This is a genomic window from Aquimarina rubra, assembly GCF_042684305.1.
Taxonomy (GTDB): Bacteria; Bacteroidota; Bacteroidia; order Flavobacteriales; family Flavobacteriaceae; genus Aquimarina; species Aquimarina rubra.
The window spans coordinates 64044-78172 of record NZ_JBHULE010000001.1; the positions used below are offsets into that span (position 1 = coordinate 64044).

13 protein-coding genes and 2 tRNA genes are annotated in these 14129 nt (G+C 33.2%); 5 read left to right on the plus strand and 10 right to left on the minus strand.

The window, feature by feature from the left end:
* The first annotated feature begins 65 nt into the window (after positions 1-65).
* The 3 genes from ACFSR1_RS00215 to ACFSR1_RS00225 all read left to right on the plus strand — a co-directional run bounded on the left by ACFSR1_RS00215 (position 66) and on the right by ACFSR1_RS00225 (position 2087).
* Positions 66-1235 carry a trans-sulfuration enzyme family protein gene (locus tag ACFSR1_RS00215; protein WP_378288453.1) on the plus strand — a complete coding sequence of 390 codons (1170 nt, stop codon included), beginning with the start codon at positions 66-68 and terminating at the stop codon, positions 1233-1235.
* Between the two features lies 1 nt (position 1236).
* The gene (gene bshB1 / locus ACFSR1_RS00220) at positions 1237-1953 is read left to right on the plus strand and encodes a bacillithiol biosynthesis deacetylase BshB1 (RefSeq protein ID WP_378288455.1); all 717 of its coding nucleotides are present in this window, start codon (positions 1237-1239) and stop codon (positions 1951-1953) included.
* 58 nt (positions 1954-2011) lie between these two features.
* Positions 2012-2087, plus strand: a tRNA-His gene (locus ACFSR1_RS00225).
* Positions 2088-2152: 65 nt separating this feature from the next.
* Here ACFSR1_RS00225 and ACFSR1_RS00230 read toward each other — a convergent pair.
* Entirely contained in the window at positions 2153-3205 is a 1053-nt protein-coding gene (locus tag ACFSR1_RS00230; RefSeq protein ID WP_378288457.1) for a M28 family metallopeptidase, read from the minus strand.
* Between the two features lie 168 nt (positions 3206-3373).
* Between ACFSR1_RS00230 and ACFSR1_RS00235 the strand changes: the two genes are divergently transcribed.
* Positions 3374-3458 (plus strand) — tRNA-Ser (locus ACFSR1_RS00235).
* A 1334-nt stretch (positions 3459-4792) separates the two neighbouring features.
* Here the strand turns inward: ACFSR1_RS00235 and ACFSR1_RS00240 are convergent.
* The 9 genes from ACFSR1_RS00240 to folE all read right to left on the minus strand — a co-directional run bounded on the left by ACFSR1_RS00240 (position 4793) and on the right by folE (position 11849).
* Positions 4793-5194: a DUF2452 domain-containing protein gene (locus ACFSR1_RS00240; protein ID WP_378288459.1), complete on the minus strand. Its 402-nt coding sequence runs from the start codon at positions 5192-5194 to the stop codon at positions 4793-4795.
* Entirely contained in the window at positions 5195-5473 is a 279-nt protein-coding gene (locus ACFSR1_RS00245) for a TIGR03643 family protein (protein ID WP_378288461.1), read from the minus strand.
* Positions 5474-5479: 6 nt separating this feature from the next.
* On the minus strand, positions 5480-6958 hold the full coding sequence (locus ACFSR1_RS00250; protein WP_378288463.1) for a cryptochrome/deoxyribodipyrimidine photo-lyase family protein: 1479 nt from the start codon (positions 6956-6958) through the stop codon (positions 5480-5482).
* Positions 6948-8480, minus strand: a complete 1533-nt coding sequence (locus tag ACFSR1_RS00255; RefSeq protein WP_378288465.1) for a cryptochrome/photolyase family protein — start codon at positions 8478-8480, stop codon at positions 6948-6950. The genes ACFSR1_RS00250 and ACFSR1_RS00255 overlap by 11 nt, the downstream gene beginning before the upstream one ends.
* Before the next feature lie 3 nt (positions 8481-8483).
* Positions 8484-9785: a DASH family cryptochrome gene (locus ACFSR1_RS00260; protein WP_378288467.1), complete on the minus strand. Its 1302-nt coding sequence runs from the start codon at positions 9783-9785 to the stop codon at positions 8484-8486.
* A 22-nt stretch (positions 9786-9807) separates the two neighbouring features.
* Entirely contained in the window at positions 9808-9957 is a 150-nt protein-coding gene (locus tag ACFSR1_RS00265; RefSeq protein WP_378288469.1) for a DUF2256 domain-containing protein, read from the minus strand.
* 112 nt (positions 9958-10069) lie between these two features.
* Positions 10070-10369, minus strand: a complete 300-nt coding sequence (locus tag ACFSR1_RS00270; protein WP_378288471.1) for a hypothetical protein — start codon at positions 10367-10369, stop codon at positions 10070-10072.
* Positions 10370-10485: 116 nt separating this feature from the next.
* Positions 10486-11115, minus strand: coding sequence for a flavin reductase family protein (locus ACFSR1_RS00275; protein ID WP_378288473.1), 630 nt, complete (start codon positions 11113-11115; stop codon positions 10486-10488).
* Positions 11116-11150: 35 nt separating this feature from the next.
* Positions 11151-11849: a GTP cyclohydrolase I FolE gene (folE, locus tag ACFSR1_RS00280; protein ID WP_378288475.1), complete on the minus strand. Its 699-nt coding sequence runs from the start codon at positions 11847-11849 to the stop codon at positions 11151-11153.
* 406 nt (positions 11850-12255) lie between these two features.
* Here folE and ACFSR1_RS00285 point away from each other — a divergent pair, with 406 nt between their 5' ends.
* Positions 12256-14064, plus strand: a complete 1809-nt coding sequence (locus ACFSR1_RS00285; protein ID WP_378288476.1) for a M61 family metallopeptidase — start codon at positions 12256-12258, stop codon at positions 14062-14064.
* Positions 14065-14129 lie beyond the last annotated feature (65 nt).

The window sequence follows — 14129 nt, forward strand, 5'->3', positions numbered from 1 at the left end:
AAGGATATCCTATTTATTCGTGAATATATTATTTTAGAGCACAAATTCTAGCTTAATACACGAACATGAACTCAAAAAATACTGGTTTTAATACAATTTGCACCCATGTTGGGGAAATTGAAGACAAGCAATTTAAAGGAGCTATATCTCCCATATACCTATCAACTTCATATGCATTCGAAGATGTAGATATCAAGCGATATCCTCGTTATTTCAACACTCCAAATCAAGAAGCATTATGTAAAAAAATCGCGCGACTCGAAAAAGGCGAAGCATCGCTTATTTTTGGCAGTGGAATGGCAGCAATTAGTACCGCTCTTCTAGCTTTTCTAAGAAAAGGTGATCATATTGTTTTACAAAGGACACTTTATGGAGGTACCGCTAACTTGGTCAACGAAGAATTCAGCAAGTATGGTATAGAATATTCGTTTGTAGATTCTCAGGATGCTCGTGGATTTGAAGATAAAATCAAAGAAAACACCAAAGTAATCTACATTGAAACTCCTTCTAACCCTTTATTAACAATTACCGATATAAGCGCCATTTCGGCATTAGCAAAAAAGAAAGGAATCATCACAATGATTGATAACACATTTGCTTCTCCTGTAAATCAAAATCCAATCGAGTTAGGTATTGATATTGTGATACATTCTGCTACAAAATATTTAGGAGGACACAGTGATATATTAGCCGGAGCTGTTGTTTCTTCAGAAAAAAATATGGACCAAATATTTCATTTAGCGAAAAACCTAGGAGGTAGCTTAAGTGATTTTACGGTTTGGATGTTAGAACGAAGCATAAAGACTTTAGGCCTACGCGTAAAACAACAAAATAAAAATGCCAAGAAAATGGCAAAATGGTTACAAAAACATACGGATATCAAAGCAGTTTATTATCCAGGCTTGAAATCACACCCTGATTATGAATTAGCAAAAAAACAAATGAAAGGATTTGGAGGTATGCTGTCTTTTGAATTAAAAGAAGGTCTGGATGCAAGTAAATTTCAAAAAGAACTAAAACTAATAAAAAGTTCTATGAGTCTTGCTGGAGTAGAAAGCACTATACTGTCTCCCACTCTTACCTCTCACGCCTTACTAACTGAAGAAGAAAGAAAACACCAAGGAATTAGTGATGGATTGCTAAGATTTAGTGTCGGAATTGAAGAGAGTGAAGATTTAATGGAGGATATAGAACAAGCATTACAAAAAATTAAAATATTAGAACTTGAACACTAATATGAAATTAGACATTTTAGCTGTTGGGGCACATCCCGATGATGTAGAATTGAGTTGTTCCGGCACCTTGGCAAAAGAAACAGATAGAGGTAAAAAAGTAGGAATACTGGACCTTACTCGCGGAGAACTAGGAACTAGAGGAACTCCGGAAATAAGAGATCAAGAAGCAAAAGATGCTGCTAACATTCTGGGGGTATCGGTGAGAGAGAATTTAGGTTTTAGAGATGGTTTTTTCGTAAACGACGAAGCACATCAACTAGAAATCATTAAAATTATCAGAAAATACAGACCAGAAATTGTTCTATGTAATGCTATAACAGACCGTCATATCGATCACGGTAAAGGAAGTAAATTAACAAGTGATGCATGCTTTTTATCCGGCCTCCGCAAAATAGAAACTTCTATTAATGGCAATTCTCAAGATGCGTGGAGACCCAAACAAGTATATCATTATATTCAATGGGAAATTCTGAAACCAGATTTTGTAGTGGATATCAGTGGGTATATGGACAAAAAGATGGAAAGCGTACTAGCTTACAAGTCACAATTCTATGATAGCAATAGTGAAGCTCCGGAGACACCTATATCAAGTAAAAATTTTAAGGATAGTGTGCAATATCGGGCTGCGGATTTGGGAAGGATCATCGGTGTTGAGTATGCAGAAGGATATATAGCAGAACGTTATCCGGCAGTCGATTCTATTTTTGACTTAATTTAATTTGATTTTTTCTTTTGTAAAATAAAGAAATACCGTATTTTTGCAGCCGAAATTAAATGGTGGTTGTAGCTCAGTTGGTTAGAGCGCCTGATTGTGGTTCAGGAGGTCGTCGGTTCGAGACCGATCTTCCACCCTTTACAAAAAAAAGACTCTGTGAATGCAGAGTCTTTTTCGTTTTTGGGTATTTTTTAAAATTATTTTACTCCTTTCCGATACCATCCACAACTAATCTTTTTTCTCTATTTGCTACTTCCCAAGCGGTATAAAAAACTAATTTGGCTCTTTTGGTCATAAGATCATACTCAATCTTGTCCGGAGTATCCGTTGGTTGGTGATAATCCTCGTGAACTCCATTAAAATAAAATATAATGGGGATATTGTGTTTTGCAAAATTATAGTGATCACTCCTATAATAAAATCGATTAGGATCATCTTTTGCATTATAGGTGTAATCTAAATTTAACTGGGTGTATTTCGTATTCATTTCCTCGCTTAGCGTATGTAATTCGGTGCTTAACCTATCGCTTCCTATTAAATACACATAATCTTTCATATCTTCTGATTGGTGAGCTTCATCGATACGACCAATCATATCTATATTTAGGTTTGTAACCGTATTTTCTAATGAGAAAATAGGATTCTCTGTGTAATATTTAGAACCATACAATCCTTTCTCTTCTCCTGTGACGTGCAAAAAGAGTACTGATCTTTTGGGCCCTTGACCATCTTTGGCTGCCTTTGCAAAAGCCTCTGCAATTTCCAAAAGACTAACCGTTCCTGATCCATCATCATCGGCACCATTATAAATATTACCTTTACTATCCACACCTACGTGATCATAATGAGCAGATAATACAATAATTTCATCCGGTTTTTCACTGCCTTTTATGTAAGCTAATACATTTTCTGAAGATTTAATACCTCCTCTAAAATAACTTTCGGGTATTTCCTGAAAATAATTATCTCCTCCCATTGGAGATGGAATATTCATTCTTTTATATTGTTCCTTTAAATACTCTGCAGCTTTTTTCTGACCAGCTTCTCCGGTATCTCTACCCTCAAAATCATCTCCTGCAAACGTATACAAGTAATCCTTAAGCTCTTTAGAAGTTATTGTTTCTGCGTAAGAAGCAACATCCAATTTATCCTCTTTTGCATTAGAAGTGCCTGAACTACCGGTATTTGATGAATTTTGCGAACTACCACAAGAGTATAGAATAGATAAACCAATTACAAATAAAATATTTTTCATTGAATTCCTTTTTTATAACACATGCAATATACAGATTTAGCGGGAGATGATTTTGCGAATGTTTTCTTAAAAAATTACTCAAATTAATTATAAAAAATCTTCTTAGAATTAAAAAAGGTTATTATATTTGCACCCGCATTCAGGAAATACCTGATGAGACTAGACACTGGAGAAATGGCAGAGTGGTCGAATGCACTGGTCTTGAAAACCAGCGAGGGTCACACCTCCGGGGGTTCGAATCCCTCTTTCTCCGCAAAAAACGCTTCATCTTACGATGAGGCGTTTTTTTTTATTTCAATTTTTAAAAATAGTTTTAACTTTAAACTCTTGATAATTAAAATAACCTAGAATAACATCTTTTCTTTGTTTTAGAAAAACAAAGAAAACATAATCCTTATCATAAACTTCTTTTACTGTTATCTCAGGAATTCTTGAAAGGAATAAAACTGGTATCTTCGGGTTGAATTGAATTCAATTATATTCATTTATCCTAATTTAGCTATCGAACCAAAAGACCACTATCTATAAAGCATTAAAGATTAGCACATATATCCATTCGAAAATTAAACTTCTCTAAAGGTCCTGGTCTGGTTATTTCAGTAGGTTCTACCAATAAAAATGCATAATTAGAAGAATTTTATAGTTATTTTTTCCCTGAACATATAGGGAATTATCCAAAAAAAGTACTTTTTTAATTAAAATCATCGTTTTTATTGGTTTTTTCACCTAGGTATTAACGTGTGGTTTTGCCGTAAAATAGAGTTTTTTTTGGTTTTGTTTTTGAAGACAAAAAACTGTGTTAGCAACTGAAAAATAAGTGTTTTTTGGGGTTACTAACAGCTTTGTTTATATCTTTTTTTAAAGACTCAAAATACTGATAATCAATGATTTAAATAGTTTTTAGTAAATCTTGATTTTTATAGGTTAATTCCCTATTTGTTGAAAACTTTGTTTAAAACGTTTTTTTTTAAAATGTGAAAGGACTGAACAGAATTGGTAATTTTACTTCAGAAGATATTAAGGTACTATCCAGTCCCATTAGCTGTAAAAAGAGTCTCATTAGCTCTGTTAGTATCGAGTGTAGAAGACTCAATTGATATTACATATAATTATTTTTTCATCATTAGAAAAAATATAGACCAATAAAATTAAGTGTGCGGTTTCTCATTAGAATACGGCTTAATAACTTAAAGGTCGGAAAAGGGGTTAGCGGCAACTAACTCCTTTTTTCATTATGATCAAATATAAAAATAATTAATTAGAACCGTTCTAAATAGATTAAAATTCGCAAAAAAGGAGAAAATTAAAAATTGTTCATAAGCTTGGTACCTTTGGCTAATAAAGAAAAGTTACTGACATTGTTGTTAATAAAATTCACTTAGTAAGTTATCAACAATACTATTTTTTTACCAAATTTTATTCATCCATTCCTATGCAGATCTCTGAGAAGTTTTTTATATCAATTTAATGTTTTAGGGGCTTTTATAACTTCTATTTTCGGATCAAGACCAATTGTTGTGTTTATGCAAATATTCTGGTTAATCTAAAGAGGAAGAATTCTACATTTTTATCTATAACCACGACTCCCTACAACTGTTCCCACATTTTATCAGCATTAAGCCTAAAAGTTCCCAAATGATCAAAACTACACTCTGATGGTGCGATGATAGATAGAAACGGTTCTTCTTTTCTATTTCGGTAAAGGTGATATGTTTCGCCTACTATAGGCTCAAAAGTAAATTTAGCATTGTAAACCAAATTATTATACTCAAATTGCTCCATCAAAGCATCGTATTGCGCTCGTAGCTCTTCATACTTAGCTTTTACCTGTTTATTTACTTTGTGGACATTTGTGTTTTTCCAGGCTACGGTATCTGGTATTGTTATCACAGGAGCACCTACATCTGTAGCATAAGGTTTTAATGCTGCATCATAACGATTTTCCTCTTCATTATAAACTACCTGGTCTGGTTTTTTATCACTCATCATTTATCTTTTTGAAATTTTATTATGGGTTATCTGTTTTTGTCTGGAACATTTAAATCTTCCTTCTTCAAAAATACGTTTTTTAAGATGTTTTGTTTTTCGGCCTTGTACTCTTTTTCGCCACATTCTAAAACTAGATGGCTTCATTTCTTTGCGCATCAGATTGATTACTTCCTGTTCTTTAAGTCCAAATTGCATTAAAATAGCATCAAAAGGCGTACGATCTTCCCAGGCCATTTCGATTATTCTATCTATATCTCTTATTGTTAATTCCTTTTGCATTTAAGTTTAGATTTTTCTATTAGGTAATGTATGTTTTTTTAAAATTCGATAGCCTTCCTTTTTCACCAGAGTATCTTCTTTCATTGCCCATAAAGTATCGCTTGCCTTTTTTCGAGTCGTGTTCATATCGACTATAGGAAATGGATAATCTTTTCCAATTTCGAAGTTATTAAATTGTTGTTCTAAAGGTGGCATTTTGTGCGGTTCATGGATATAAGCATCAGGAACATTTCTCAATTCCGGAACCCATTTTTTTATAAAGACTCCATCGGGATCATGCTCTATACTATTCTTTACAGGATTATATATTCTAAGTGTATTAATTCCGGTTTCTCCTGCCTGCATCTGTAATTGCGGAAAATGAATTCCCGGTTCAAAATCCAAAAACATACTGGACAAATGTGCACTAGCATCCTGCCAGGGTTGCCAAAGATTATGCGTAAAAAAAGAAACCACTAAAGCTCTCATCCTAAAATTGATGTATCCCGTTTCTTTTAAACATCGCATACAAGCATCTACTAGTGGGTATCCTGTTTTACCTTCTTTCCAGGCTGTTTGGTATGCTTCAGAAATTTGCTTCTTTAGTTTTCGATATCCCTTATTAATACTTTCAAACTCCATAATATCTTCCATCTCGAACTTCTGAATAAAATGTACTTGCCATTGCAATCGGGAAGTGAATGCATCAATTTGTTTTTTATTTTCAGATGATTCTCTTTGTTTTATAGCATATTGCCAAACTTGTCGAATCGAAAGATTTCCCCATGAAATATATGGAGACAGACGACTACAACCTTTACGTGCAAGTTCTGGTTTAGATATATGAAAACTATAATTCTTATAACGTCCGTTAAAAAAAGATAATAAATATTCATATCCTTTTGTCGTTCCCCCTTGCTGAAAATTCATGTTCGTAGTAGTATCTAAATCAACAACATTGAAAATCTTCTCAAGTTCTAGTATCTTTTCAATTGGAACAAAACTATCAGCCTTAGGACTAAATTTAAATTGAGGTTGGTTCATATAATGCTCGCAATCTTCTCTCCAATTCTCTCTATTCTTTAGTCCTCTATGAATACCATTATTAGCATTCTCCACCCACTGAATCAAATTATTTTTACAAAAACGAGAGAAAGATTTATCTCGCTCATAGGTAATTCTAATTCCTGTTTCCTGATGAGAGAATACTTGATCAATTTTCCAAAATTGTTGTAAAGTTCCAATTGTATGGATAACCTCTGAAGAAACACATAACACTTTGGTTTTATAAGGTGTTAACTGAGCATTAATATCATTTAGTGATTGCTTTATAAAATTCCAGTGGCGCTCGCTATAGTGTTTATCTTCCCTCAATGAATTTTCAAAAACATATAACAACAAAGTTGGCGTATCTGCTGCTATCGCATTATACACCGCTTCATTATCCTGTAATCTAAGATCTCTCTTAAACCAGACTATGTTGATATGTTCTTTATTAATATTCATTGGGATTTTCGATAATATGATTAGCTCTTACTTTTAACTCATGTAATTTTTCTTTGTCCATTTTATGCAATAGGTTGAGCATCATGGACATCCGTTGATTATCTTTAAAATATTCTTGCTTTTCATCTAAAAAGTTCCAATAAAGAGAATTGAAAGGACAAGCGTCTTTTTCGTGTTTCTTTGAAACTTTATAATGACAACCTTTACAATAATTACTCATTTTATTAATGTAGCTCCCGCTAGACACATAGGGTTTTGTTGCCACCAATCCACCATCTGCAAACTGACTCATACCACGAGTATTTGTAATCTCCACCCATTCAATAGCATCTATATAAACGCCCAAATACCATTGATCAACCTCATCAGGATCTGTCATTGTTAATAACGCATAGTTACCTGTGATCATCAAACGCTGTATATGATGTGCATAAGCATCATCCAGACTTTGATTAATTGCAGACTTCATACAATTCATTTTAGTCTCAGCTGTCCAATAAAAATCCGGGAGTTTATTATTGTTATCCAACTTGTTTAGCTCTTTATACTTTGGCATTTTTGCCCAATACATACCGCGCATATATTCTCTCCATCCCAAAATCTGACGTACAAATCCTTCTACTTGTGATATATCTATTTCATCTTTTTGTTTTCTCCAATGATCAATAACTTTAGTTATTACTTCCATTGGGTGAAGCATTTTGGTATTCATTGCAAAAGATAGTCTACTATGAAATAAATATTTCTCATCTGGGTGCATCGCATCTTGATAGTCTCCAAAATGCACTAATAAATGTTCGCAGAAATATTCTAAAATAGATAAGCATTCTTCTCTCGATGTTGGCCAGTTAAATTTCTTTTCTTTTATATTACCAATGGTTTTGACCCCTTCTTTATGAATTAATTCAACCAATTCTGTTACATTGTTATTTAAATCTTTCTTTCCTGGAACCATTGGACTTCCTTTCCATTTCTTTCTATTGCTTTGGTCAAAATTCCATTTACCACCTTCGGGATCTTTTTTGGTTATCATCATGATGTCGTATTTCTTTCGCATGTCACGATAGAAATATTCCATTGTATATTGCTTCTTACCTTCGAAAAAATTAGCAAGATCCGTTCTGGATGTCAGGAAATGTTCTGTATCAAATGCTTCTGTTTCTATTGATAATTGATGGCTGAAATCTTTCAACTGCACATCCAATCGATATTCATCCGGAAGTTGATATTCGAACTTTGTAATCTTCTTTTCTTCAATTAATCTTTCTAGATTAGCCACTAAATCTTGCTGATTATCCTTATGATCCAAGGTATAATAAATCACATTACACCCCTCTTTTTCCAACCAAGAAGCGAAATTTCGCATACTCTGAAAAAACCCTATTACTTTCTGAATATGATGTACAGTGTAATCGGTTTCCTGACGCATTTCTGCCATAAAATAGCAAACGTTGTCTTGTTCATCACCATACCAGGAATGCTCATAATTTAATTGATCACCAAGAAGTAAACGTAGTATCATAAACTAAAATAATGTTGGTTGTAGCCAAAGATTTTGAAACTTTTGATTCGGATCATATCTTTCTGCTTGTAGTTTTATATTAAATTTTCGATCTCTGGGATCATTGCCAACTCCCGAAACATATTGCCAGTTTCCATAATTACTATGCACATCGTAATCGATCAGTAACGATTCAAAATACGCTGCTCCTATCCTCCAATCCAGCTCTAGTTCTTTTGAGAAATAAGAGGCCACATTTTGTCGACCACGATTACTCATCCAACCGGTGTTTTTAAGCTCTATCATATTTGCATTCACAAAAGGTTCTTTAGTTTCCCCATGAATCCATTGATGAATCTTTTGACTGTCTTGTGACCAAGAATAGTCTTTGTGAAGTATTCCCCCTATCTTAAAAAGGTCATTACCATGTTTTATGGAAATGTATTTAAAAAAATCTCTCCAAATTAATTCAAAAACTAACCAGTACGTGCTTTGATTTTTTTCTACTTCTTTTTCATACGAGCGTAATTTGTGGTATATCGTTCGAGGAGAAATACATCCATTAGCCAACCAGGCTGAAAACTTAGAACTATAATCTTTTCCTACTAAGCCATTCCTAGTTTTTTTATAATATGATAGTCTTTTAGTATTCCAAAAATAGTCCTCTACCCTTTTCAACCCCATGTTCTCTCCTCCTTTAAAAGGAAATGCGGTTCTAGAATCTGTTTCAAAATCCTGAAAACCAAGATCTGACAATGAAGGGATTTGCGTAGCGTGGTTAATGATATTTTCAGAGGACATTGGATCAATTCGAACTTCTGGTCTTACCGTTGTTAATTTTTCACATTGCTTTCTAAATGCTGTAAATACTTGTGGTATTTCGTGAAAATTAAAGGATATGTCTTCTGGATGAAAAAGAAATTGATCATATGACTCAATCCATTCTATATTTAGATCATATGTTTCTTTTTTGATCTTTGCTAATATTTCTGTTTCTTCTGTGGTCCACTCTTCTTGAAGGTAAATATTATTTATATGGTAGTCATCAATGAGTTTGGGTATAACTTTTTCAGGTTTATCATTATAAACCAAAAGTGTGATATTAAGATCATTCAAATTTTCTTTAAGCTCAGCAATACTTTCAATAAGGAACTTAGCTCTGAATTTCCCTGTTTTTTCAAACCCAAATCGATTCTTTTCGAATAACCTTGGATCAAAAAAGAAAGCCGCAATTACTTTATCATTTTCAGACGTTGCTTTGTACAAAGAATTATTATCAGTAATTCTCACATCATTCCTAAACCATATAAGTCCTGTCTTAGTCATACTTCTGAACAATTTAATGTCACTATTTTACTGTATTAATCCTTTGTTTATTGTTTCTGCATTTATTACTACAATACTTTACTTCATCCCACACCTTTTCCCACTTTTTCCTCCAGGTAAATGGTCTTTTACATACTACACATATTTTTGAAGGAAGGTTGGATTTTTTCATTTTAAAAACGTTTAACTAATTTACAAAATACTTAAACAAAAATACCTTAATGAGAGAGTTTTAACAAGATATAAACGTTATTAGAAGAGAAAAGAATACAATAGACGACCATCTATACCATAATATATAAACTCCAGAAAAAAATCAGTGTCCACAAAAGCGTTCGTAACCAATTAAGACTTGTTAATCTGTTCATTAGTTTCTTATCAATATCACCATGAGAGATGCTAGTATGTAGTGGAACAAACTGCAAAAAAGTAGACATCCATACACCAATTATAAATAACAAGTCTATTAAACTATAAAAGTCAAAAATCGCATAAGCTTGAATTACACTTAGTGCAAGCTGGCCAATCATTAATGGCATAACGACTATACCTATTCGCGTGGTATAAGCACTATGCCATCTCATCAAATCTTGTTTTTGAAAATGCTTAAAACTTGGATATATAATGAGCTGTACTATCCATATTAAAATCAATAATCCAAAATCAAAAAGCAACCTAATTATTGTAAAATCCATGTTACTTAAAAATCTGGCACATCTGCTGCTCTAGCGTAAGGATATTCTGCTATTTTTTCTAAAGCATAATAGGTGTTCAATCCAGAAATACCGACTGTATCTGTAATACTTAAGTCTAAATCCAGATGTTCTCCTATAATTTTTTCTGGCACTATCAAATGTTTTATTTCTCCAATCATTAAAATAGTACCATTAAGATTAATATCGATGGCTTCTTTAAATTGCAAGCCTATTTTAAGGTGGCTTTCTTTTACAAAAGGAGCACTAAACCCTGAAATATATTCTTCTCTCAATCCACATCTTTTAAACTCGGAATCATTTCTATCCAACTTAGCCGAGGTATAATGTGCTTTTTTAGTAAACGACCGATGTATATGATTAATGGTATATTGACCATTTTGCATAATATTTTCATAAGTATGTCTTGGGACTTCTCCAATGGGTCTCATAATAAAACCCATAAGCGCCGGATCACTTCCTAAGTGGACCACAGAACTAAAAATTGCAACATTGGTCTTCCCATCATCTGCAATCGTTCCAATAAGGTTTGCCGGTTTAATACCCGATACAGCATTTATAATTTTCAATCGCTTTACGCGATCCATCTTCTCAATCTCTTCCTTTTTATAATGCATATTGTATTAGAAATATTTCGTCCTTCCTTAATGAATTAATTATTAATATAATTCTGTAATTCAGCAATCTTATCAGGTGTATTAAAAACGCCTCCATAGTATGAAGTTACCGTCGCCGAAGTATCATCCTTAATTCCTCTAGAAGAAACACATAAATGTTTTGCATCTATAATTACGGCAACATCCTCAGTATTTAAAATCTCTTTAAGCTCTGTGGCGATCTGATTTGTTAGTCTTTCTTGTACTTGTGGACGTTTCGCATAATACTGTACGATCCTATTAAGTTTTGACAGACCAATAACTTTACCAGAAGAGATATAGGCGATATGTGCTTTGCCAATTATAGGCACAAAGTGATGTTCGCAGTTAGAATAAAAAGTAATATTCTTTTCTACAAGCATCTGATTGTATTTATACTTGTTATCAAATAATGCCACCTTAGGTTTATTCTTTGGATCTAATCCAGAGAAAATCTCATCGATATACATTTTTGCAACACGCTTAGGGGTTCCTTTTAATGAATCATCTGTTAAATCCAAACCCATTACATCCATAATCTCAGCAAACAAATTAGCTATACGGTCTTTTTTTTCTGCATCAGATAGCTCAAAAGCATTTTCTTTTAATGGCGTCTCTGACCCTGTACTAATATGATCATCCCCTATTTCCTCAATTGAAAAACCATTCAAATTATACCCATTAGTCTTTAACAATGTTTCTGTTCCTATTTTCATTTGGTTCTTTATTGTATTTTGAAGATGTAATTAATTTTTCTGAAGGAATACCCAAAAGAAAATCTTTATATCATCAAAACGATTCGTAAACTTTCTACATCAAAACTACGCAATTGTTTAACTTTACACACCATTAGTTAAACAAAAATTAACATTTGATGAACTTTACTTTTATTATTTCTTGAATTCATCGAGTCTTTTAGAGTAATGGTCGATTTCCATACCGATTATTTGTGCAATTAAGAGTTTGTTGTATTTTTGACTTCTGTTATGATTTAAAGTTTTATCTTAGGTCATTTCTGAGCCCCATAAATTTTTCGAACTTTCCTAATTGCTTTCCGGTGAATAATTATGTTTATTTTTACCAATTACAGAAGCACGAATCTTTTAACCAAAAACCTTTTTAATGAAATCTTTTCGATTTTTTCTTTTATTTTTTTCTCTTTTCATTATTCAATCCGGATATTCTCAGGTAAGAAATGAGTACCAAATTTCATTTGAAAATGCCGTACACCACGAAGCTAATATTACAGCTGTATTTTCTAATTTAGAGAGTGGTACTATTTCGCTTAGAATGAGTAGAACTTCTCCGGGAAGATATGCGTTACACGAATTTGCGAAGAATGTCTACGACGTTAAAATTACTGATAGTAGAGGAAAAGATGTTACAGTTACTAGGCCTAATCCTCATCAGTGGGACGTCTCTGGGCATGATGGCACACTTAACGTTAGTTACACTTTGTTTGCAGATAGAGGAGACGGAACGTATTCACAAATAGATGAAACACACGCACATTTAAACATACCCGCGACCTTTATGTACATTCCAACACTCAAAGATCGCCCGGTACAAGTAACATACTTAGTAAGGGAAGATCTTAACTGGAATGTAGCTACACAATTAATACCATTAGGAGGTAACAAATTTTTAGCTCCTAATCTTCAATATTTCATGGATAGTCCTGCAGAAATTAGTAATCATACCGTCAAAGAATTCAAAGTTGATTCTCGCGGCACTGAATACATCATAAAACTAGCGCTGCATCATCAAGGAACTGAAGAAGAAGCAGATCAATATTTTGAACAAATAAAAGCAATCGTAGAACAGGAAAAAGCAGTTTTTGGAGATTATCCAAACTTTGATTACGGAGAATACACTTTCCTAGCTTGTTATATGCCTAACGTTTCTGGTGACGGTATGGAGCATCGTAACTCAACCATTTTAACAAGCAAAACAAGTCTTGCAGATGGTGGAATGGAAAAAAACATTGGTACAGTGTCTCACGAATTCTTCCATGCTTGGAATGTAGAACGTATTCGTCCTATCTCATTAGAACCTTTTAACTTTGAAGAAGCAAATATGTCTGGTGAGCTATGGTTTGCCGAAGGATTTACAAGTTATTATACCAACCTTATCCTTTGTAGAGCTGGTATTATCACTCAAGATGAATATATAGAAGGATTGAGTAAAACCTATAACTATGTATGGAACTCTCCTGCCCTGCAGTATTTTAATCCTGTAGAGATGAGTTATCAGGCCCCTTTTGTTGATGCGGCTACATCTGTAGATCCTACGAATAGGAGCAATACTTTTGTATCTTATTACTCCTATGGAAGTATGTTAGGACTTGCATTGGATCTTTCTTTGAGAGATGAAGACGATTTAAATCTTGATGACTATCTAAAACTTGTTTGGACCAAATACGGAAAAACTGAAATCCCATACACTATTGAGAATTTGTTTTTTACTCTAAGAGAATATGCAGGAGAATCTTTCGCAGATGATTTCTTTGAGAAATATATATTCGACAGTCAAACTCCTGATTTTAAAAAGTTATTGGCTTCAGTAGCTATCTATCCAAAAACTGATAGTAAAAAAGCCTATTTAGGAGTTGATATAGCATTTAATGATGACGATAATGCTGTCATCTCAAAATATGTAAAAAAAGGAACGCCTGCTTACTTAGCTGGTCTAGAAAAAGATGATGTAATTGTAGCTATTGACAATCAATCTTTTTCAGACATTGATCAGTTTAATGAAGTTTTGAAAAAATATAAACCAGGAAAAAAAGCAACTGTGGTTTATAGAAGATTAAGTGAAGAAAAGAAGGTATTGATCAAGTTTGGCGTTAATCCTGAAGTAGAAATCACTCAATTTTCTAAACCTGGTAAAAAAGCGTTACTAAAAAGGGAAAATTGGTTGAAAGCTAAATAGCATTAGTTTACTCCATATTATATTAATATTAAAAGGTGTATGTTTTAAAACATACACCTTTTTTT

Bases quoted from the DNA above. Each gene is read 5' to 3' on its own strand.
- bshB1 (WP_378288455.1), top strand. From the start codon at position 1,237: ATGAAATTAGACATTTTAGCTGTTGGGGCACATCCCGATGATGTAGAA.
- ACFSR1_RS00215 (WP_378288453.1), top strand. From the start codon at position 66: ATGAACTCAAAAAATACTGGTTTTAATACAATTTGCACCCATGTTGGG.
- ACFSR1_RS00260 (WP_378288467.1), bottom strand. From the start codon at position 9,785: ATGACTAAGACAGGACTTATATGGTTTAGGAATGATGTGAGAATTACT.
- folE (WP_378288475.1), bottom strand. From the start codon at position 11,849: ATGAAAATAGGAACAGAAACATTGTTAAAGACTAATGGGTATAATTTG.
- ACFSR1_RS00250 (WP_378288463.1), bottom strand. From the start codon at position 6,958: ATGAATATTAATAAAGAACATATCAACATAGTCTGGTTTAAGAGAGAT.
- ACFSR1_RS00265 (WP_378288469.1), bottom strand. From the start codon at position 9,957: ATGAAAAAATCCAACCTTCCTTCAAAAATATGTGTAGTATGTAAAAGA.
- ACFSR1_RS00285 (WP_378288476.1), top strand. From the start codon at position 12,256: ATGAAATCTTTTCGATTTTTTCTTTTATTTTTTTCTCTTTTCATTATT.
- ACFSR1_RS00275 (WP_378288473.1), bottom strand. From the start codon at position 11,115: ATGCATTATAAAAAGGAAGAGATTGAGAAGATGGATCGCGTAAAGCGA.
- ACFSR1_RS00245 (WP_378288461.1), bottom strand. From the start codon at position 5,473: ATGCAAAAGGAATTAACAATAAGAGATATAGATAGAATAATCGAAATG.
- ACFSR1_RS00270 (WP_378288471.1), bottom strand. From the start codon at position 10,369: ATGAGATGGCATAGTGCTTATACCACGCGAATAGGTATAGTCGTTATG.
- ACFSR1_RS00240 (WP_378288459.1), bottom strand. From the start codon at position 5,194: ATGATGAGTGATAAAAAACCAGACCAGGTAGTTTATAATGAAGAGGAA.
- ACFSR1_RS00255 (WP_378288465.1), bottom strand. From the start codon at position 8,480: ATGATACTACGTTTACTTCTTGGTGATCAATTAAATTATGAGCATTCC.
- ACFSR1_RS00230 (WP_378288457.1), bottom strand. From the start codon at position 3,205: ATGAAAAATATTTTATTTGTAATTGGTTTATCTATTCTATACTCTTGT.